The sequence below is a fragment of the Pseudomonas sp. SWRI77 genome (assembly GCF_014269105.1).
Classification (GTDB): domain Bacteria; phylum Pseudomonadota; class Gammaproteobacteria; order Pseudomonadales; family Pseudomonadaceae; genus Aquipseudomonas; species Aquipseudomonas capeferrum.
Map to the genome: position 1 here is coordinate 22,444 of NZ_JABWRV010000035.1, position 19,429 is coordinate 41,872.

Consider the following 19,429-nt stretch of genomic DNA (forward strand, 5'->3'; position numbering starts at 1 on the left):
GGGGATTAGCCTTGTTTTTTAACGAGTGCTTCGACGATGTTCGACGGAGCTTCGGCGTATTTGGAGAATTCCATGGAGTAGCTTGCGCGACCCTGAGACATGGAACGAACGTCGGTCGCATAACCGAACATCTCTCCGAGCGGTACCTCAGCAGTGATTACCTTGCCGGACACCGAGTCTTCATTACCCTGGATCATCCCGCGACGACGGCTCAGGTCACCCATCACGTCACCCAGGTAGTCTTCCGGAGTTACAACTTCGACCTTCATGATCGGCTCAAGCACCACGCCACCACCCTTCTGGGCCAGTTGCTTGGTCGCCATCGAAGCGGCGATCTTGAACGCCATTTCGTTGGAGTCGACGTCGTGGTACGAACCGTCGAATACCGTAGCCTTCAGGCCGAGCAGCGGATAGCCGGCAACAACGCCGTTTTTCATCTGCTCTTCGATACCCTTCTGGATCGGGGCGATGAATTCCTTAGGAATCACACCACCAACGACTTCGTTGGTGAACACCAGACCTTCGGTGATGTTGCCTTTCTCGTCGACGTCCGGCTCCGAGAAACGGATCCAGCAGTGACCGAACTGACCACGACCGCCCGACTGACGAACGAACTTGCCTTCGATCTCGACGTTGGACTTGGTGATCTTCTCGCGGTACGAAACCTGAGGCTTACCGATGTTGGCTTCGACGTTGAACTCGCGCTTCATGCGGTCAACGAGGATATCCAGGTGCAACTCACCCATGCCCGAGATGATGGTCTGACCAGTCTCTTCGTCGGTCTTGACGCGGAACGACGGGTCTTCCTGAGCCAGCTTGCCCAGAGCGATACCCATCTTCTCCTGGTCAGCCTTGGTTTTCGGCTCTACGGAGAGCGAAATAACCGGCTCAGGGAAGTCCATACGCTCAAGGATGATTGGCTTGTCAGCGTTGCACAGGGTTTCGCCTGTGGTCACGTCCTTCATGCCGATCAGGGCCGCGATGTCGCCAGCGCGTACTTCCTTGATCTCTTCACGCTGGTTGGCGTGCATCTGCACCATACGACCAACGCGCTCTTTCTTGCCCTTGACCGAGTTGATGACGGAGTCACCGGAGGTCAGAACACCCGAGTAGACGCGAACGAAGGTCAGAGTACCCACGAACGGGTCAGTCGCGATCTTGAACGCCAGAGCCGAGAACGGCTCGTCGTCGTCAGCGTGACGCTCGTCTTTACGAACAGCCGGATCGTCTTTGTCCAGATCCTTGTCGTCCGGGTTGATACCCTGGATTGCAGGAATCTCGGTCGGAGCAGGCAGGTAGTCGATGACGGCGTCGAGAACCAGGGGAACGCCCTTGTTCTTGAACGACGAACCGCAGACGGCCGGTACGATTTCGCTGGCCAGGGTGCGCGCGCGCAGACCGGCTTTGATTTCGTCGACGGTCAGCTCTTCGCCTTCCAGGTACTTGTTCATCAGCTCTTCGCTGGCCTCGGCAGCCGCCTCAACCATGTTGGAGCGCCACTCTTCAGCCAGCTCCAGCATATCGGCAGGAATTTCTTCCTCGCGATAGGTGGTGCCTTTGTCGTCGTCGTTCCAGTAGATAGCCTTCATCTTGATCAGGTCGACCTGACCCTGGAAGTTATCTTCCGAACCGATGGCCAGCTGAACAGGAACCGGGGTGTGACCCAGACGGTTCTTGATCTGACCTACGACGCGCAGGAAGTTTGCACCGGCACGGTCCATCTTGTTCACGTAAACAACACGTGGAACGCCATATTTGTTGGCCTGACGCCATACGGTTTCGGACTGAGGCTCAACGCCGGAGGTACCGCAGAACACAACGACCGCGCCGTCGAGTACACGCAGCGAACGCTCTACTTCAATGGTGAAGTCGACGTGGCCGGGGGTATCGATGACGTTTACGCGGTAGTTGTCATACTGACCAACAGAACCTTTCCAGAAGGTGGTAACGGCAGCGGAGGTAATGGTGATACCCCGCTCCTGCTCCTGCACCATCCAGTCGGTGGTCGCGGCGCCGTCGTGCACCTCGCCCATCTTGTGGCTCAGGCCTGTATAGAACAGGATCCGCTCGGTAGTGGTGGTCTTGCCCGCGTCAACGTGGGCACAGATACCAATGTTACGGTAGCGGTTAATTGCTGTAGTACGAGCCATAAAGCCCTCGCAAAATGATTGATGCTTGAATTAGAAGCGGTAGTGCGAGAACGCTTTGTTGGCTTCGGCCATACGGTGAACGTCTTCACGCTTCTTGACTGCAGCACCTTTGCCTTCAGCAGCATCCAGCAGCTCGCCAGCCAGGCGCAGAGCCATCGACTTCTCGCCGCGCTTGCGGGCGTAGTCTACGAGCCAGCGCATTGCCAGAGCATTACGACGGGATGGACGAACTTCAACCGGGACCTGGTAAGTGGCACCGCCGACACGACGGGACTTTACTTCGACCAGCGGAGCGATGGCGTCGAGAGCTTTCTCGAAGATTTCCAGGGGGTCGCTGTTCTTGCGCTCTTTGACCTTGTCCAGTGCACCGTAAACGATGCGCTCGGCCACGGCCTTTTTGCCGCTTTCCATCACGTGGTTCATGAACTTGGCGAGGATTTGGGATCCGTATTTAGGATCGTCCAGAATCTCACGTTTTGCTGCTACACGACGTCTTGGCATGATAAGCCCTCAAACGGTCTTCAGGTTAGCCCGGGACGTGGGTCTGCGACCCCTGCCCGACCTTACTCTTATCGACTCAAAAAAATGGATGTGTGCAAACGGCCGATTACTTCGGACGCTTGGTACCGTACTTCGAACGACCCTGGTTACGGCCTTTAACGCCCGAAGTATCCAGAGAGCCGCGAACGGTGTGGTAACGAACACCTGGCAAGTCTTTTACACGGCCGCCACGGATCAGGACGACGCTGTGCTCTTGCAGGTTGTGGCCTTCACCGCCGATGTACGAGGAAACCTCGAAACCGTTGGTCAGGCGAACACGGCAAACTTTACGCAGTGCCGAGTTAGGTTTTTTCGGCGTGGTGGTGTACACGCGGGTGCACACGCCACGACGTTGCGGGCAGTTCTGCAGCGCAGGAACGTCGGACTTCTCGACCGAACGCTTACGCGGCTGACGTACCAGCTGGTTGATAGTTGCCATCTACTAGCTCCACTGATTGTCTTGCGACTCTATTGTCTTGCAAGAAAGCCAAAAATTGGCGAGACGGAGCCTCACCAAATTTAAGGGTACAAAAGTCTACGGAGGATCTTGCACCCAGTCAAGACGAGGCCCCGGCCATCCCCGCCCGGTCATCGGCAACAATTTATGTCGCCGACGGCCGTTCGGGGCTTGCCGGGGCCCTGCCCTGTACTTAGTTACCGCTGGAATTCAGCGCTTCGGTCAGTGCGGCTTCAACCTCACTGGCGCTCACACGCAGCGGTTTGTCGGCTTCACGGCGACGCTTGCGCTCGCTGTGGTAGGCCAGACCGGTACCGGCCGGGATCAGACGACCCACGACCACGTTCTCTTTCAGGCCGCGCAGGTAATCGCGCTTGCCGGTGACGGCCGCTTCGGTCAATACGCGGGTGGTTTCCTGGAAGGAAGCCGCGGAAATGAACGATTCGGTCGACAGCGACGCCTTGGTGATACCCAGCAGCACGCGCGAGAACTTCGAGATGAACTTGTCTTCGCTGGCCAGACGCTCGTTCTCGACCAGTACGTGAGTCAGTTCCATCTGGTCGCCCTTGATGAAGCTGGAATCACCCGACTCGGCAATCTCGACCTTACGCAGCATCTGACGCAGGATGGTCTCGATGTGCTTGTCGTTGATCTTAACGCCTTGCAGACGGTAAACGTCCTGAATCTCGTTGACGATGTACTTCGCCAGCGCGCTCACACCCAGCAGACGCAGGATGTCGTGCGGATCGCTCGGGCCGTCGGAGATAACTTCGCCGCGGTTTACCTGTTCGCCTTCGAAGACGTTCAGGTGGCGCCACTTCGGAATCAACTCTTCGTACGGATCGCTACCGTCGGTCGGAGTAATGACCAGACGACGCTTGCCCTTGGTCTCTTTACCGAACGCGATGGTGCCGCTGACTTCAGCCAGAATCGAGGCTTCTTTCGGACGGCGCGCTTCGAACAAGTCGGCGACGCGTGGCAGACCACCGGTGATGTCACGGGTTTTCGACGTTTCTTGCGGGATACGCGCGATAACGTCACCCACACCGATCTGAGCACCGTCAGCCACGCCGACGAGGGCGTTGGCCGGCAGGAAGTACTGAGCCGGTACGTCGGTACCTGGCAGGTACAGGTCCTTGCCGTTGGCATCGACCATCTTGATTGCCGGACGGATTTCCTTGCCTGCGGCAGGGCGATCCTTGACGTCCAGAACTTCGATGTTGGTCAACCCCGTCAATTCGTCGGTCTGACGCTTGATGGTGATGTTTTCTTCCATGCCCACGAAGGTCACGGTACCTTTCAGCTCGGTAACGATCGGGTGGGTGTGCGGGTCCCACTTGGCGACGATGGCGCCAGCTTCGACCTTGTCACCTTCCTTGACCGAAATCACCGCACCGTAAGGCAGCTTGTAACGCTCACGCTCACGACCGAATTCATCGGCAATGGCCAGCTCGCCGGAACGCGATACGGCAACCAGGTTGCCATCGGCGCGCACGACATGCTTCAGGTTGTGCAGACGCACCATACCGCCGTTCTTCACCTGGACGCTGTCGGCAGCCGAGGTCCGGCTTGCAGCACCACCGATGTGGAACGTACGCATGGTCAGCTGGGTACCCGGCTCACCGATCGACTGTGCAGCGATAACGCCGACAGCTTCACCGATGTTGACCTGGTGACCGCGAGCCAGGTCACGACCGTAGCACTTGGCGCAGATGCCGTAGCGAGTTTCGCAGTTGATCGGCGAACGCACGATAACTTCGTCGATGCTGTTCAGCTCGATGAACTCGACCCACTGCTCGTCGACCAAGGTACCGGCCGGAACGATGACGTCCTCGGTGCCTGGCTTGAACACGTCACGGGCAATGACACGGCCCAATACGCGCTCACCCAGCGGCTCGACAACGTCACCGCCTTCGATGTGCGGCGTCATCAGCAAACCGTGGTCGGTGCCACAGTCGATCTCGGTCACGACCAGATCCTGCGCAACGTCTACCAGACGACGAGTCAGGTAACCGGAGTTCGCAGTCTTCAGTGCGGTATCCGCCAGACCCTTACGAGCACCGTGAGTCGAGATGAAGTACTGCAGTACGCTCAGACCTTCACGGAAGTTCGCGGTGATCGGCGTCTCGATGATCGAGCCGTCCGGCTTGGCCATCAGACCACGCATACCTGCCAGCTGACGGATCTGTGCAGCGGAACCCCGCGCACCGGAGTCAGCCATCATGTACATCGAGTTGAAGGACTCTTGCTCGACTTCGTTGCCTTCGCGGTCGATGACCTTCTCTTTCGAGAGGTTGGCCATCATCGCCTTGGACACTTCGTCGTTCGCCTTGGACCACAAGTCGATGACCTTGTTGTACTTCTCGCCCTGGGTTACCAGGCCGGAGGCGTACTGGCTCTCGATTTCCTTCACTTCGTCGGTAGCGGTACCGATGATGCGGGCTTTTTCGTCCGGGATAACGAAGTCGTTAACACCGATCGAAACGCCGGAAATGGTCGAGTAGGCAAAACCGGTGTACATCAGCTGGTCAGCGAAGATAACGGTCTCTTTCAGACCAACCACGCGGTAGCACTGGTTGATCAGCTTGGAGATCGCCTTCTTCTTCATCGGCTGGTTGACCACGTCGTACGGCAGACCTGCCGGCACAACCTGGAACAGCAGCGCACGGCCGACAGTGGTGTCGACGATGCGGGTGTTCTTGGTGACGCTACCATCGCGGTCATTCACGGTCTCGTTGATACGGACCTTGATTTTCGCGTGCAGGGCAGCTTCGCCGGCGCGGAATACGCGGTCGACTTCCTGCAGGTCGGCGAATACGCGACCTTCGCCCTTGGCGTTGATGGCTTCACGGGTCATGTAGTACAGACCCAGTACAACGTCCTGCGACGGAACGATGATTGGCTCACCGTTGGCTGGCGACAGAATGTTGTTGGTCGACATCATCAGCGCGCGCGCTTCGAGCTGGGCTTCCAGCGTCAGCGGCACGTGAACAGCCATCTGGTCACCGTCGAAGTCGGCGTTGTACGCCGCACAGACCAACGGGTGCAGCTGGATCGCCTTACCTTCGATGAGCACAGGCTCGAACGCCTGGATACCCAGACGGTGAAGGGTCGGTGCACGGTTGAGCAGCACGGGGTGTTCGCGGATGACCTCGGCGAGCACGTCCCATACCTCTGGCAGCTCGCGCTCGACCATCTTCTTGGCAGCCTTGATGGTGGTCGCCAGACCACGCATTTCCAGCTTGCCGAAAATGAACGGCTTGAACAGCTCGAGGGCCATCTTCTTCGGCAGACCGCACTGGTGCAGACGCAGGGTCGGGCCAACGGTAATTACCGAACGGCCGGAGTAGTCCACACGCTTACCGAGCAAGTTCTGACGGAAACGACCTTGCTTACCTTTGATCATGTCAGCCAGGGACTTCAGCGGACGCTTGTTCGAGCCAGTGATGGCGCGACCGCGACGGCCGTTGTCCAGCAGGGCGTCGACCGCTTCCTGCAGCATGCGCTTTTCGTTGCGCACGATGATGTCCGGCGCCGACAGATCGAGCAGGCGCTTCAGACGGTTGTTACGGTTGATCACCCGACGATACAGGTCGTTCAGGTCGGAGGTCGCAAAGCGGCCACCATCCAGCGGAACCAGCGGACGCAGGTCCGGCGGCAGTACTGGCAGGACGGTCAGGACCATCCACTCAGGCAGGTTGCCCGAGCCCTGGAAAGCTTCCATCAGCTTCAGGCGCTTGGACAGCTTCTTGATCTTGGTTTCCGAGTTGGTCTGCGGAATCTCTTCGCGCAGGCGGCCAATCTCGTGCTCCAGGTCGATAGCGTGCAGCAGCTCGCGGACAGCCTCGGCACCCATGCGGGCGTCGAAGTCGTCACCGAACTCTTCCAGCGCTTCGAAGTACTGCTCGTCGTTCAGCAGCTGACCCTTTTCCAGGGTGGTCATGCCTGGGTCGATAACGACGTAGCTCTCGAAGTAGAGAACGCGTTCGATATCACGCAGGGTCATGTCCATCAGCAAACCGATACGGGACGGCAGCGACTTCAGGAACCAGATGTGGGCAACCGGCGAGGCCAGTTCGATGTGCGCCATGCGCTCACGACGAACCTTGGCCAGGGCAACTTCAACGCCGCACTTCTCGCAGATCACACCGCGGTGCTTGAGGCGCTTGTACTTGCCGCACAGGCACTCGTAGTCCTTGACTGGGCCAAAGATCTTGGCGCAGAACAGGCCGTCACGCTCAGGCTTGAACGTACGGTAGTTGATGGTTTCCGGCTTCTTAACTTCACCGAACGACCACGAACGGATCATTTCAGGCGACGCCAGACCGATGCGGATGGCGTCGAACTCTTCGACTTGACCCTGGTTTTTCAGCAAATTCAGTAGGTCTTTCAAGGCCTTTCCTCCTGGCGGAGCAGGAAGCGGGCTGTGCCAGCCCCGCTCCCCTTCGCGTCACGTGTTATTCGGTTTCCAGATCGATATCGATACCGAGCGAACGGATCTCTTTGATCAACACGTTGAAGGACTCGGGCATGCCCGGCTCCATACGGTGATCGCCATCCACGATGTTCTTGTACATCTTGGTACGGCCGTTCACGTCGTCCGACTTCACTGTGAGCATTTCTTGCAGGGTGTATGCCGCGCCGTATGCTTCCAGCGCCCACACTTCCATCTCCCCGAAACGCTGACCACCGAACTGCGCCTTACCACCCAGCGGCTGCTGAGTAACCAGGCTATAGGAACCAGTGGAACGCGCGTGCATCTTGTCGTCCACCAAGTGGTTCAGCTTGAGCATGTACATGTAACCAACGGTCACAGGACGCTCGAATTTGTTGCCGGTACGGCCGTCGAACAGCACCATCTGGCCGCTTTCTGGCATGTCTGCCAGTTTCAGCATGGCCTTGATCTCGCTTTCCTTGGCACCGTCGAAGACCGGGGTAGCCATAGGCACGCCCTTCTTCAAGTTGTGCGCCAGGGCGAGGATCTCTTCGTCGGTGAACTCTTCCAGGCTTTCCTGACGACCGCCGATCTCGTTGTAGATCTCGGTAAGGAACACGCGCAGCTCAGCAGCTTTGCGTTGCTCTTCGATCATCCGGTCGATCTTCTCGCCCAGGCCTTTGGCCGCGAGGCCCAGGTGGGTTTCAAGGATCTGACCGACGTTCATACGCGAAGGTACGCCCAGCGGGTTCAGTACGACGTCGACCGGAGTACCGTTGGCGTCGTGCGGCATGTCTTCGACCGGCATGATCACCGAGACCACACCTTTGTTACCGTGACGACCAGCCATCTTGTCGCCCGGCTGGATGCGGCGGCGGATAGCCAGGTAGACCTTGACGATCTTCAGTACGCCCGGTGCCAGGTCATCGCCTTGCTGCAGCTTGCGCTTCTTGTCTTCGAACTTGTCATCCAGCAGACGACGGCGATCGACGATGTAAGCCTGGGCTTTTTCCAGCTGCTCGTTCAGAGCATCTTCGGCCATGCGCAGTTTGAACCACTGGCCGTGCTCCAGACCGTCCAGTACTTCGTCAGCGATCACGGTGCCTTTCTTCAGGCCCGCACCACCGTCGACCACTTGGCCGTTCAGGGCGGAACGCAGACGCTCGAAGGTTGCACCTTCGACGATGCGGAACTCTTCGTTGAGGTCCTTGCGGATCTCGTCCAGCTGCATCTTCTCGATGGCCAGGGCGCGGCTGTCGCGCTCAACGCCGTCACGGGTGAAGACCTGAACGTCGATGACAGTACCTTTGGTGCCGGTTGGCACACGCAGGGAGGTGTCTTTGACGTCGCTTGCCTTCTCGCCGAAGATTGCGCGCAGCAGCTTCTCTTCCGGAGTCAGCTGGGTCTCGCCTTTCGGAGTGACCTTGCCGACCAGGATGTCGCCAGCGCCGACTTCGGCACCCACGTAGACGATACCGGCTTCGTCCAGCTTGTTCAGCGCAGCTTCACCCACGTTCGGGATGTCTGCGGTGATTTCCTCTGGGCCAAGCTTGGTGTCACGCGCCACACAGGTCAGTTCCTGGATGTGGATCGTGGTGAAGCGGTCTTCCTGAACCACACGCTCGGACAGGCAGATGGAGTCTTCGAAGTTGAAGCCGTTCCACGCCATGAACGCGATGCGCATGTTCTGACCCAGTGCCAGTTCACCCATATCGGTGGACGGACCGTCGGCCATGATGTCGTGACGCTTGACCACATCACCTTTGCTGACCAGCGGACGCTGGTTGATGCAGGTGTTCTGGTTCGAGCGGGTGTACTTGGTCAGGTTGTAGATATCTACACCTGCTTCACCGGTCTCGACTTCGTCATCGGCAACACGCACGACGATACGGCTGGCATCGACCGAGTCGATCACGCCGCCACGACGGGCTACGACGCAGACGCCGGAGTCACGGGCAACGTTGCGCTCCATGCCGGTACCTACCAGCGGCTTGTCAGCGCGCAGGGTCGGTACAGCCTGACGCTGCATGTTCGAACCCATCAGTGCACGGTTGGCGTCGTCGTGTTCGAGGAACGGAATCAGCGACGCTGCGACCGAGACAACCTGCTTCGGCGAAACGTCCATCAAGGTGACGTCTTCCGGCGCCTTGACGGTGAATTCGTTCAGGTGACGAACCGCTACCAGCTCATCGATCAGTTGCTTCTTCTCGTTCATCGCGGCCGAAGCCTGGGCGATGACGTGATCCGCTTCTTCAATGGCCGACAGGAACACGATGTCGTCGCTGACCACGCCTTCCTTCACCACGCGGTACGGGCTTTCCAGGAAGCCGTACTGGTTGGTGCGGGCATAGGCCGCCAGGGAGTTGATCAGACCGATGTTCGGACCTTCAGGGGTCTCGATCGGGCACACGCGGCCGTAGTGGGTCGGGTGTACGTCACGGACTTCGAAGCCAGCACGCTCACGGGTCAGACCGCCAGGGCCGAGTGCAGAAACACGGCGCTTGTGGGTGATCTCGGAGAGCGGGTTGTTCTGGTCCATGAACTGCGACAGCTGGCTGGAACCGAAGAACTCTTTCACCGCCGCCGCTACCGGCTTGGCGTTGATCAGGTCTTGCGGCATCAGGCCTTCGCTTTCAGCCATCGACAGACGTTCCTTGACCGCACGCTCGACGCGCACCAGGCCAACACGGAACTGGTTCTCGGCCATCTCGCCAACGCAACGAACGCGACGGTTACCCAGGTGGTCGATGTCGTCGACGATACCTTTGCCGTTACGGATGTCGACCAGGGTCTTGAGGACCTCGACGATGTCTTCCTTGCTCAGCACGCCCGAACCTTCGATCTCGGTACGACCGATACGACGGTTGAACTTCATGCGGCCTACGGCGGACAGGTCGTAACGCTCGGCGCTGAAGAACAGGTTGTTGAACAGGGTCTCGGCAGCATCCTTGGTTGGCGGCTCGCCTGGACGCATCATGCGATAGATTTCGACCAAGGCTTCCAGCTGGTTGCTGGTGGTGTCGATCTTCAGGGTGTCGGAGATGAACGGACCGCAATCGATGTCGTTGGTGTACAGGGTCTCGATACGGACAACCTGCGCCTTGGCGACCTTGATCAGCAGCTCGGTGGTCATCTCGGTGTTGCACTCGGCGAGGATCTCGCCGGTAGCCGGATGCACGATAGCCTTGGCAGTGGTGCGACCCAGGACGTATTCCATAGGAACGTCGAGCTGCTTGACGCCGGCTTTCTCGAGCTGGTTGATGTGGCGCGCAGTGATACGGCGACCCTGCTCGACAATGACCTTGCCGGTTTCGTCATGGATGTCCATGACCGCGACTTCACCACGCAGACGCTGCGGTACCAGTTCCAGGCTCAGTTTTTCGCCGGAAACGTGGAACACGTTGGTGGTGTAGAAGGTGTTCAGAACCTCTTCGGTGCTGTAACCCAGCGCACGCAGCAGTACCGATGCCGGCAGTTTGCGGCGACGGTCGATACGCACGAATACGCAGTCCTTCGGGTCGAACTCGAAGTCCAGCCAGGAACCACGGTAAGGAATGATGCGAGCGGAGTACAGCAGCTTGCCGGAGCTGTGCGTCTTGCCACGGTCGTGGTCGAAGAACACACCAGGCGAACGGTGCAGCTGGGAAACGATCACACGCTCGGTACCGTTGATTACGAAGGTACCGTTCTCAGTCATCAGGGGGATTTCACCCATGTAGACTTCTTGCTCTTTGATGTCCTTGATCGCTTTGTTCGACGATTCCTTGTCGAAGATGATCAGGCGCACCTTGACCCGCAGTGGGACCGCGAAGGTCACGCCACGCAGGACACATTCCTTCACATCGAAGGCGGGTTCGCCCAGGCGATAGCCTACGTACTCCAGGGCAGCATTGCCGGAGTAGCTGATGATCGGGAATACCGATTTGAAGGCCGCGTGCAGGCCGACGTCGCGGAACTGATCCTTGGATGCTCCCGCTTGCAGGAATTCGCGATACGAATCCAGCTGGATGGCCAGGAGGTAAGGCACATCCATGACGTCCGGCAACTTGCTAAAGTCCTTGCGGATACGTTTTTTCTCAGTGTATGAGTAAGCCATCAGCGTTCCCCAGCTTGGTCACCTGCTTGTTTGGCTTCTCCCGGCGGGAGCAGCCAGAAAATCGTGCAAACCCCTTGGTTTGCGCCACCCACATGGGTGTCTTGCAGCTCGCTATCGGGGCCGATCTGATCGGCCACCAATAACGGAAAAAGGCCGGTGGCATAAGCCACCAGCCATCAGCCTTGTGCTCAACGCTCAGGCTGGCATCGCAAAGTCGAAATTACTTCAGCTCGACTTTAGCGCCTGCTTCTTCCAGCTTCTTCTTAGCGTCTTCAGCGGCTTCTTTCGAAACGCCTTCAGCTACGACCTGAGGAGCGCCGTCGACTTTCTCTTTGGCTTCTTTCAGGCCCAGACCGGTCAGTTCACGAACGGCCTTGATCACGTTTACTTTCTTCTCACCGGCTTCAAGCAGAACAACGTTGAATTCGGTTTGCTCTTCAACAACGGCAGCAGCAGCAGCTGGGCCAGCAGCGGCAACAGCAGCGGTAACGCCGAAGGTTTCTTCCATAGCTTTGATCAGCTCAACAACTTCCAGAACGGTTTTCTGGCCGATTGCTTCGATGATTTGCTCGTTAGTCAGGGACATGACTTAAATCCTGTATTGGGGTGACAGCCTTCGCAGCCATCAAATTAAACAAATGATTTTGAAAGAGGTTACGCCGCCTTAGGCAGCAGCAGCTTCTTTCTGGTCGCGAACGGCCGCCAGAGTACGAGCCAGCTTGCTGGTAGCGCCTTGAATCACGCTCATCAGACGTGCGATAGCTTCGTCACGGGTCGGCAAGGTAGCCAGTACATCGATCTGGTTGGCGGCAATGAACTTGCCGTCAAACGCAGCTGCCTTGATCTCGAACTTGTCCTGACCCTTGGCGAACTCTTTGAACAGACGAGCAGCAGCGCCCGGGTGTTCGTTGGAGAAAGCGATCAGGGTCGGGCCAGTGAAGGCGTCGTTGAGGACACTGAATTCAGTATCAGCAACAGCGCGCTTGAGCAGGGTGTTACGTACGACACGTACGTAAACGCCAGCTTCACGAGCCTCTTTACGGAGTCCGGTCATTGCGCCTACAGTCACACCACGGGCATCAGCCACGACAGCGGACAGAGCGACTTTGGCAGCCTCGTTGACTTCAGCGACGATGGCCTTCTTGTCTTCGAGTTTAATTGCCACGGGTTTACTCCTGGTTTCTACCGTTTCATCTGGCCGAAGCCGGATGTCGTTTTGGTGTCTGATTCGATAACGAATCGGGAGCACCATCTGCGTAGGCTGGTGGTTTAAGACTTGCGTCGCCTACGGTCTTGGATAGCCCCCGCCAGGCAGGGACCCCAATTTTTGCTGGCAGCACGACACGTCGTGCCGCCATGGTCTTACGCGTTCAGCGAACCTTGGTCGATGACCAGGCCTGGGCCCATGGTGGTGCTCAGGGTAACGCGCTTGACGTAAATACCTTTCGAAGAAGCTGGCTTGATACGCTTCAGATCAGCGATCAGGGCTTCAACGTTTTCCTTCAGCTTGACGGCTTCGAAGCCGACTTTGCCAACGGAGGTGTGAATGATACCGTTCTTGTCGGTACGGTAGCGAACCTGACCAGCCTTGGCGTTTTTGACAGCGCCGGCTACGTCTGGAGTCACAGTACCAACTTTCGGGTTAGGCATCAGGCCGCGAGGACCCAGAACCTGACCCAGCTGACCTACAACGCGCATGGCATCAGGCGATGCGATAACAACGTCATAGTTCAGGTCGCCGGCTTTCATTTCAGCAGCCAGATCGTCCATACCTACACGGTCAGCGCCGGCAGCCAGAGCGGCCTCAGCAGCTGGACCCTGGGTGAAGACGGCAACGCGTACGGTCTTGCCAGTGCCGTGTGGCAGCACAGTAGCGCTACGAACGACCTGGTCGGATTTACGCGGGTCAACGCCGAGGTTGACAGCAACGTCGAAGGATTCGCTGAACTTCACGGTGGACAGTTCGGCCAGCAGCACGGCTGCTTCTTCGAAGTTGTAGACTTTGCCAGCTTCGATTTTCGAAGCAATAGCCTTTTGGCGCTTGGTCAGCTTAGCCATTACACACCCTCCACGTTCAGGCCCATGCTGCGGGCAGAGCCAGCGATGGTGCGCACAGCAGCGTCCAGGTCAGCAGAGGTCAGATCAGCCTGTTTGGTCTTGGCGATCTCTTCGAGCTGAGCACGGGTCACGGTACCAACTTTGACGGTGTTCGGACGAGCCGAACCACTGGTCAGGCCAGCAGCTTTCTTCAGCAGAACCGAGGCAGGGGTGCTCTTGGTCTCGAAAGTGAAGCTACGGTCGCTGTAGACAGTGATGATCACAGGAGTCGGCAGGCCGGCTTCTTGACCCTGAGTACGGGCGTTGAAGGCCTTGCAGAATTCCATGATGTTCACACCGTGTTGGCCCAGTGCTGGACCAACGGGTGGGCTTGGGTTGGCCTGGCCGGCCTTAACTTGCAGCTTGATGTAAGCCTGAATCTTCTTAGCCATGAGCTACTCCAAAATCGGGTACGAACGCCAGAAGGCTCCCCGGATGACTTGCGTTTTATCCCAGTGACGACAAAACCCCGCAGCACACAGGGCTGCGGGGTATGGGATGCTTCGTCCGCCTAGACCTTTTCGACCTGGCTGAACTCGAGCTCTACCGGGGTAGAGCGACCGAAAATGAGCACCGCCACCTGGAGGCGACTCTTTTCGTAGTTAACCTCTTCGACACTGCCATTGAAGTCTGCGAACGGACCGTCAATGACTCGAACCACTTCACCTGGTTCGAACAGCGTCTTCGGCTTCGGCTTGTCGCTACCGTCGGCAACGCGACGCAGGATAGCCTCAGCTTCTTTATCAGTGATTGGCGCAGGTTTGTCTGCGGTACCACCGATGAAGCCCATCACACGAGGGGTATCCTTGACCAAGTGCCAAGTCCCTTCGTTCATCTCCATCTGGACCAGTACATAGCCAGGGAAGAATTTGCGCTCACTCTTGCGCTTCTGGCCGTTACGCATTTCAACGACTTCTTCGGTCGGAACCAGAATTTCGCCGAAACCGTCTTCCATGCCAGCCAGCTTGACGCGCTCGATCAGCGAGCGCATCACATGCTTCTCGTAACCCGAGTAAGCATGCACTACGTACCAACGCTTAGCCACGGGACACCCTTAGCCAACAATCAAGGAGACCGCCCAGCCGAGCAGGGAATCAAGACCCCACAACAGCAGCGCCATAACCAGAACTACAGCCACGACAATCAGCGTGGTCTGAGTGGTTTCTTGGCGGGTCGGCCACACGACTTTACGGATCTCGGTACGAGCTTCCTTCGCCAACGCAAAGAACGACTTACCCTTCGCAGTCTGCAGGGCAACAAAGCCAGCAGCCGCAGCCAGGGCGAGCAATGCAAGGACGCGATACAGGATTGGGGAGGCGGAGTAATATTGATTACCCACGACGCCAACAACCACCAAAGCAACTACAGCCAGCCACTTGAACAGATCAAAACGCGATTCTTGGGCTTCAGTTTTGGGAGTCATCGGGGAGGATCCTGTGAGAAGAAAGCCAATCACACCGAGGTGAATGGCAGGTCAGGAGGGAATCGAACCCCCAACCTACGGTTTTGGAGACCGTCGCTCTGCCAATTGAGCTACTGACCTGTAACGCTGTATCAGGCCGGCCATTATACCGGCCTGATCAAGTAAATCAACTACTTATTCGATAATTTTTGCTACGACGCCGGCGCCGACGGTACGACCGCCTTCACGGATAGCGAAGCGCAGACCGTCTTCCATTGCGATGGTCTTGATCAGCGTGACAGTCATCTGAATGTTGTCACCTGGCATTACCATTTCAACGCCTTCCGGCAGTTCGCAGTTACCGGTCACGTCAGTGGTACGGAAGTAGAACTGAGGACGGTAGCCTTTGAAGAACGGAGTGTGACGGCCGCCTTCTTCCTTCGACAGGACGTAGACTTCTGCGGTGAACTTGGTGTGCGGCTTGACCGAACCTGGCTTGACCAGAACCTGGCCACGCTCAACGTCGTCACGCTTGGTACCACGCAGCAGAACGCCGCAGTTCTCGCCAGCACGACCTTCGTCCAGCAGCTTGCGGAACATCTCAACACCGGTGCAGGTGGTGGTGGTGGTGTCACGCAGACCAACGATTTCCAGCGGATCCTGAACGCGGACGATACCACGCTCGATACGACCGGTAACAACGGTACCACGACCCGAGATCGAGAATACGTCTTCGATTGGCATCAGGAACGGCTTGTCGATAGCACGCTCTGGCTCTGGGATGTAGCTGTCCAGAGTTTCAACCAGCTTCTTGACGGCAGTGGTGCCCATCTCGTTGTCGTCTTTGCCTTCCAGCGCCATACGAGCCGAACCGATGATGATCGGAGTGTCGTCGCCTGGGAAGTCATAGGTGGACAGCAGGTCGCGAACTTCCATCTCGACCAGTTCCAGCAGCTCAGCGTCGTCTACCAGGTCAGCCTTGTTCAGGAAGACCACGATGTACGGAACGCCAACCTGACGGGACAGCAGGATGTGCTCACGGGTTTGTGGCATCGGGCCATCAGCGGCCGAGCAAACCAGGATCGCGCCGTCCATCTGGGCAGCACCGGTGATCATGTTCTTCACGTAGTCAGCGTGACCTGGGCAGTCGACGTGAGCGTAGTGACGAATGTTCGAGTTGTACTCGACATGAGCGGTGTTGATGGTGATACCGCGCGCTTTTTCTTCTGGAGCCGAGTCGATCTTATCGAACTCAACGACTGCCGAACCGAAAACTTCGGAGCAGACGCGAGTCAGAGCTGCAGTCAGAGTGGTTTTACCATGGTCAACGTGGCCGATAGTGCCAACGTTCACGTGTGGTAGGGAACGATCAAACTTTTCCTTAGCCATCGATACAATCCTCCGCAGAAGAAATAGTCTTACGCTGATAAAACAAAGGCAGATATTTTCATATCTGCCTTGTTTATATGGAGCTCTTGAGCGGACTTGAACCGCTGACCTCACCCTTACCAAGGGTGTGCTCTACCAACTGAGCTACAAGAGCGAAACACTTTGCGCAAAACCCAGCAAACTTGGAGCGGGTAGCGGGAATCGAACCCGCATCATCAGCTTGGAAGGCTGAGGTTCTACCACTAAACTATACCCGCGGAGCTTGCGGCTCTCGCTAAAACTGGTGGAGGGAGAAGGATTCGAACCTTCGAAGCTCTCGCAACGGATTTACAGTCCGTCCCCTTTGACCGCTCGGGAATCCCTCCAGATGTGGCCGGCATTCTATTTGGCTGCCGCCCTGGTGTCAAGCTATTTTTCAAATTTTTTCAATCAAATCTGAAACTTAGCTACGTTGACACCGCTTCCAGTTCCGCCACCTGAGTGGTGTTCCCTGTGAAGCGGGCGCCATTCTATCAAGCTATTCGCCAGTTGCAATACCCTGGCAGAAAATAATTTTATGTTTTAAGTCTTTGAAATCACTGGAAAGTGCGGCGAGTACGGTTTGGTCCAGCAACCGCTCGCTTTCCGGGGAAACCTTAAGCCAGAGACCATCGGCCCCCGGCAGCTGACCCGACACAGGCAATGCATTGATATCCAGGCTCAGCAAGCGCTGACGCAGTGCATCAAGCTGCTCTTTACCCGCCAGGCCACCGACAACCAGGCACTCATCGCGACGTCGGGCCGGTGTGGACACGCCTGTTTCACGCAGCAGGCGGATCTCTTGTTGGTTACCTTTGTACAACGATAGCGGGGCGACATCCTTGACCTTGAGCGGGGCTTCCTGTTGATGCCAGACGTAATAGAAGACGTTGAGCACCAGCAACAGCAGAAACAACCAACGCATAAGCACCTCAGTCCAATGGGCAGGCCATTGCCAGGCCAACGAATACCAGGTCAGGGACTACCCGCGCCTGCGGCGCAGCTTCACGCACCAACGGCGCATCCCCGCCGGTAAGAAACACGGTAAAATCCTCTCCCCACAGCGCACGCGCCTGTTCGAGCTGAGTCCGAGCAAAGCCTTGCAGCATTAATACACAACCACGCTCCACAGCCTCGACGGTTGAGCGCCCCGGGGCAAGGCTGGTCAATGCACGCGCTGCCGAAGCATCGTCATAGCGGATACGCCGGGTATGTGTACGCAACTGACTACGCATTAGCGGCATCCCCGGACAGATATAACCACCCAGGTGCTCGCCATCGGCGGCGATGAAGTCAGCCTTGGCGGCGGTCCCCAGGTCGATCACCAGGCAAGCACCCTTGGCCAGGTGAAACGCACCCAACGCTGCGAGCCAGCGATCCATACCCAGGCGTTGATAGTCTTCATAGCCATTACGCACCCCCGCTGCTTGCTGCGCAGGCTCTGCGACTTGCGCCACCACACGGAATGCCTGGCCGATCAGCGCACAAAGTGCAGCAGTTTCTTCCTCGCTGCGCACACTGACAATACGGCAACCCGACAAACGCAGCGACGCCAAGGTACTGACCTCGGCCACCAGCGACTGGTCCGAATCGACAATACCGCCGCCCACGATCGTAGCGTCGCCAGCATGAATGACCCGCCACTTGATAAAGCTGTTACCGCAATCGAGCTCAAGAATCATCACGCAACCTCAAACTGAGCTCACCACCGCTGAAGCTCTTTTCCACACCGTCGACCTCAAGGCGCAAGCCGCCCTGCCCGTCCACACCAAGCACCACCCCATCGATCCGGGTGCTGCCGGCAACCAGCGATACGTTACGCCCCTGCCATAGATGCGCTTGCTCCCACTCCTCCTGGAATGCGGCAAAACCATAGCGGCGGTGACGCGCCAATTCATGTTGCAGTTGCTGGCTGAGCATCGCCACCAAGTGATTGCGATCAATTGCGGCGCCAACCTCACGTCGCATCGAGGTCCACGCCTGGTCGACCTGGTCATTGGTCTGCATGTTCACATTAATGCCAATACCAAGCACCACGTGACAGACGTCTGCCGGGTCGCCGACCAGCTCAAGCAAGATGCCCGTGATCTTCTGCCCACGCACAAGCACATCATTGGGCCATTTAAGCCCCACATCCTTTACGCCGAAACCTTGCAGCGTACGCATTACCGCCAACCCCACCACCAGGCTCAGCCCTTCGAGCTGGCGCATGCCACCTTCGACACGCAAGACGAGGCTGTAATAGAGGTTTTCTGCGAAGGGGCTTACCCATTGACGACCACGGCGGCCACGCCCGGCATTCTGGCGCTCGGCCAGTACCAAAAAAGGAGCAGCCTGCCCCTCACCCGCAAGCCGCAGCCCTTCGGCGTTGGTCGAATCAATGGTTTCGTGGATGAAAACTGGCCACTGCTCGCCCTCGGCAAACTCGGCGATCGCCTTCGCTTCGAGCAGGGCCAGAGGCGCCGCTAACTGGTAGCCGCGGCCACGAACCTTGTGAATGGTGAGGTTCAACTCAGTCTCCAGGTGCTGCAGCTGCTTCCAAACGGCGCTGCGACTCACCCCGAGGGCTGCCCCCAAGGCTTCTCCGGAATGGAACCGGCCATCCTTGAGGAGATTCAACAACTTCAGCATGCCAGTCTCGACTTGGAATAAGGCTGGCATGATAGCTATGGGTAGTGGCCTTGCATAGGAAAAGGGCCGCCCGCAGACGCTACCAACAGGGAGTTTTCCAGCCAAAAGACAAAACCCCTACCTGCTCGCGCAGATAGGGGTTTTGCGAAATGAATCTTGACGATGACCTACTCTCACATGGGGAGACCCCACACTACCATCGGCGATGCATCGT

General features: G+C 57.7%; 15 protein-coding genes and 4 tRNA genes. All 19 read right to left on the minus strand.

Features of this window, described 5'->3' with window-relative positions:
• Positions 1-5 precede the first annotated feature (5 nt).
• The gene (gene fusA, locus HU766_RS24365; protein ID WP_033703490.1) at positions 6-2,150 is read right to left on the minus strand and encodes an elongation factor G; all 2,145 of its coding nucleotides are present in this window, start codon (positions 2,148-2,150) and stop codon (positions 6-8) included.
• Positions 2,151-2,180: 30 nt separating this feature from the next.
• A complete protein-coding gene (rpsG, locus tag HU766_RS24370) occupies positions 2,181-2,651 on the minus strand; it encodes a 30S ribosomal protein S7 (RefSeq protein ID WP_008089143.1) in 471 nt (156 codons plus the stop codon).
• A gap of 106 nt (positions 2,652-2,757) precedes the next feature.
• Complete coding sequence (rpsL, locus tag HU766_RS24375) at positions 2,758-3,129, minus strand: 30S ribosomal protein S12 (RefSeq protein WP_003255492.1); 372 nt, start codon at positions 3,127-3,129, stop codon at positions 2,758-2,760.
• A 211-nt stretch (positions 3,130-3,340) separates the two neighbouring features.
• Entirely contained in the window at positions 3,341-7,540 is a 4,200-nt protein-coding gene (rpoC, locus tag HU766_RS24380; RefSeq protein ID WP_033703491.1) for a DNA-directed RNA polymerase subunit beta', read from the minus strand.
• Between the two features lie 64 nt (positions 7,541-7,604).
• Positions 7,605-11,678, minus strand: coding sequence for a DNA-directed RNA polymerase subunit beta (gene rpoB, locus HU766_RS24385; protein WP_047583916.1), 4,074 nt, complete (start codon positions 11,676-11,678; stop codon positions 7,605-7,607).
• Between the two features lie 220 nt (positions 11,679-11,898).
• Positions 11,899-12,264 carry a 50S ribosomal protein L7/L12 gene (gene rplL / locus HU766_RS24390; RefSeq protein WP_033703494.1) on the minus strand — a complete coding sequence of 122 codons (366 nt, stop codon included), beginning with the start codon at positions 12,262-12,264 and terminating at the stop codon, positions 11,899-11,901.
• A gap of 78 nt (positions 12,265-12,342) precedes the next feature.
• Entirely contained in the window at positions 12,343-12,843 is a 501-nt protein-coding gene (gene rplJ, locus HU766_RS24395; protein WP_027595468.1) for a 50S ribosomal protein L10, read from the minus strand.
• 197 nt (positions 12,844-13,040) lie between these two features.
• A complete protein-coding gene (gene rplA / locus HU766_RS24400; RefSeq protein ID WP_033703496.1) occupies positions 13,041-13,736 on the minus strand; it encodes a 50S ribosomal protein L1 in 696 nt (231 codons plus the stop codon).
• The gene (gene rplK, locus HU766_RS24405; protein WP_028633698.1) at positions 13,736-14,167 is read right to left on the minus strand and encodes a 50S ribosomal protein L11; all 432 of its coding nucleotides are present in this window, start codon (positions 14,165-14,167) and stop codon (positions 13,736-13,738) included. Before rplK ends, rplA begins: the two co-directional genes overlap by 1 nt.
• 119 nt (positions 14,168-14,286) lie before the next feature.
• A complete protein-coding gene (nusG, locus tag HU766_RS24410) occupies positions 14,287-14,820 on the minus strand; it encodes a transcription termination/antitermination protein NusG (protein ID WP_003255501.1) in 534 nt (177 codons plus the stop codon).
• 9 nt (positions 14,821-14,829) lie between these two features.
• Positions 14,830-15,198, minus strand: coding sequence for a preprotein translocase subunit SecE (secE, locus tag HU766_RS24415; RefSeq protein ID WP_027595465.1), 369 nt, complete (start codon positions 15,196-15,198; stop codon positions 14,830-14,832).
• A 44-nt stretch (positions 15,199-15,242) separates the two neighbouring features.
• Positions 15,243-15,318: transfer RNA gene (locus HU766_RS24420), tRNA-Trp, on the minus strand.
• Between the two features lie 54 nt (positions 15,319-15,372).
• Positions 15,373-16,566, minus strand: coding sequence for an elongation factor Tu (tuf, locus tag HU766_RS24425; RefSeq protein WP_028614144.1), 1,194 nt, complete (start codon positions 16,564-16,566; stop codon positions 15,373-15,375).
• Positions 16,567-16,644: 78 nt separating this feature from the next.
• Positions 16,645-16,720: transfer RNA gene (locus HU766_RS24430), tRNA-Thr, on the minus strand.
• Positions 16,721-16,749: 29 nt separating this feature from the next.
• Positions 16,750-16,823: transfer RNA gene (locus tag HU766_RS24435), tRNA-Gly, on the minus strand.
• Positions 16,824-16,847: 24 nt separating this feature from the next.
• Positions 16,848-16,931 (minus strand) — tRNA-Tyr (locus HU766_RS24440).
• A 152-nt stretch (positions 16,932-17,083) separates the two neighbouring features.
• Entirely contained in the window at positions 17,084-17,509 is a 426-nt protein-coding gene (locus HU766_RS24445; RefSeq protein ID WP_033703501.1) for a hypothetical protein, read from the minus strand.
• 7 nt (positions 17,510-17,516) lie between these two features.
• On the minus strand, positions 17,517-18,266 hold the full coding sequence (locus HU766_RS24450; protein WP_033703503.1) for a pantothenate kinase: 750 nt from the start codon (positions 18,264-18,266) through the stop codon (positions 17,517-17,519).
• Positions 18,256-19,215 (minus strand): bifunctional biotin--[acetyl-CoA-carboxylase] ligase/biotin operon repressor BirA, encoded by a 960-nt coding sequence (gene birA / locus HU766_RS24455; protein ID WP_047583918.1) that lies wholly within the window; start codon positions 19,213-19,215, stop codon positions 18,256-18,258. The genes HU766_RS24450 and birA overlap by 11 nt, the downstream gene beginning before the upstream one ends.
• Between the last annotated feature and the right edge of the window lie 214 nt (positions 19,216-19,429).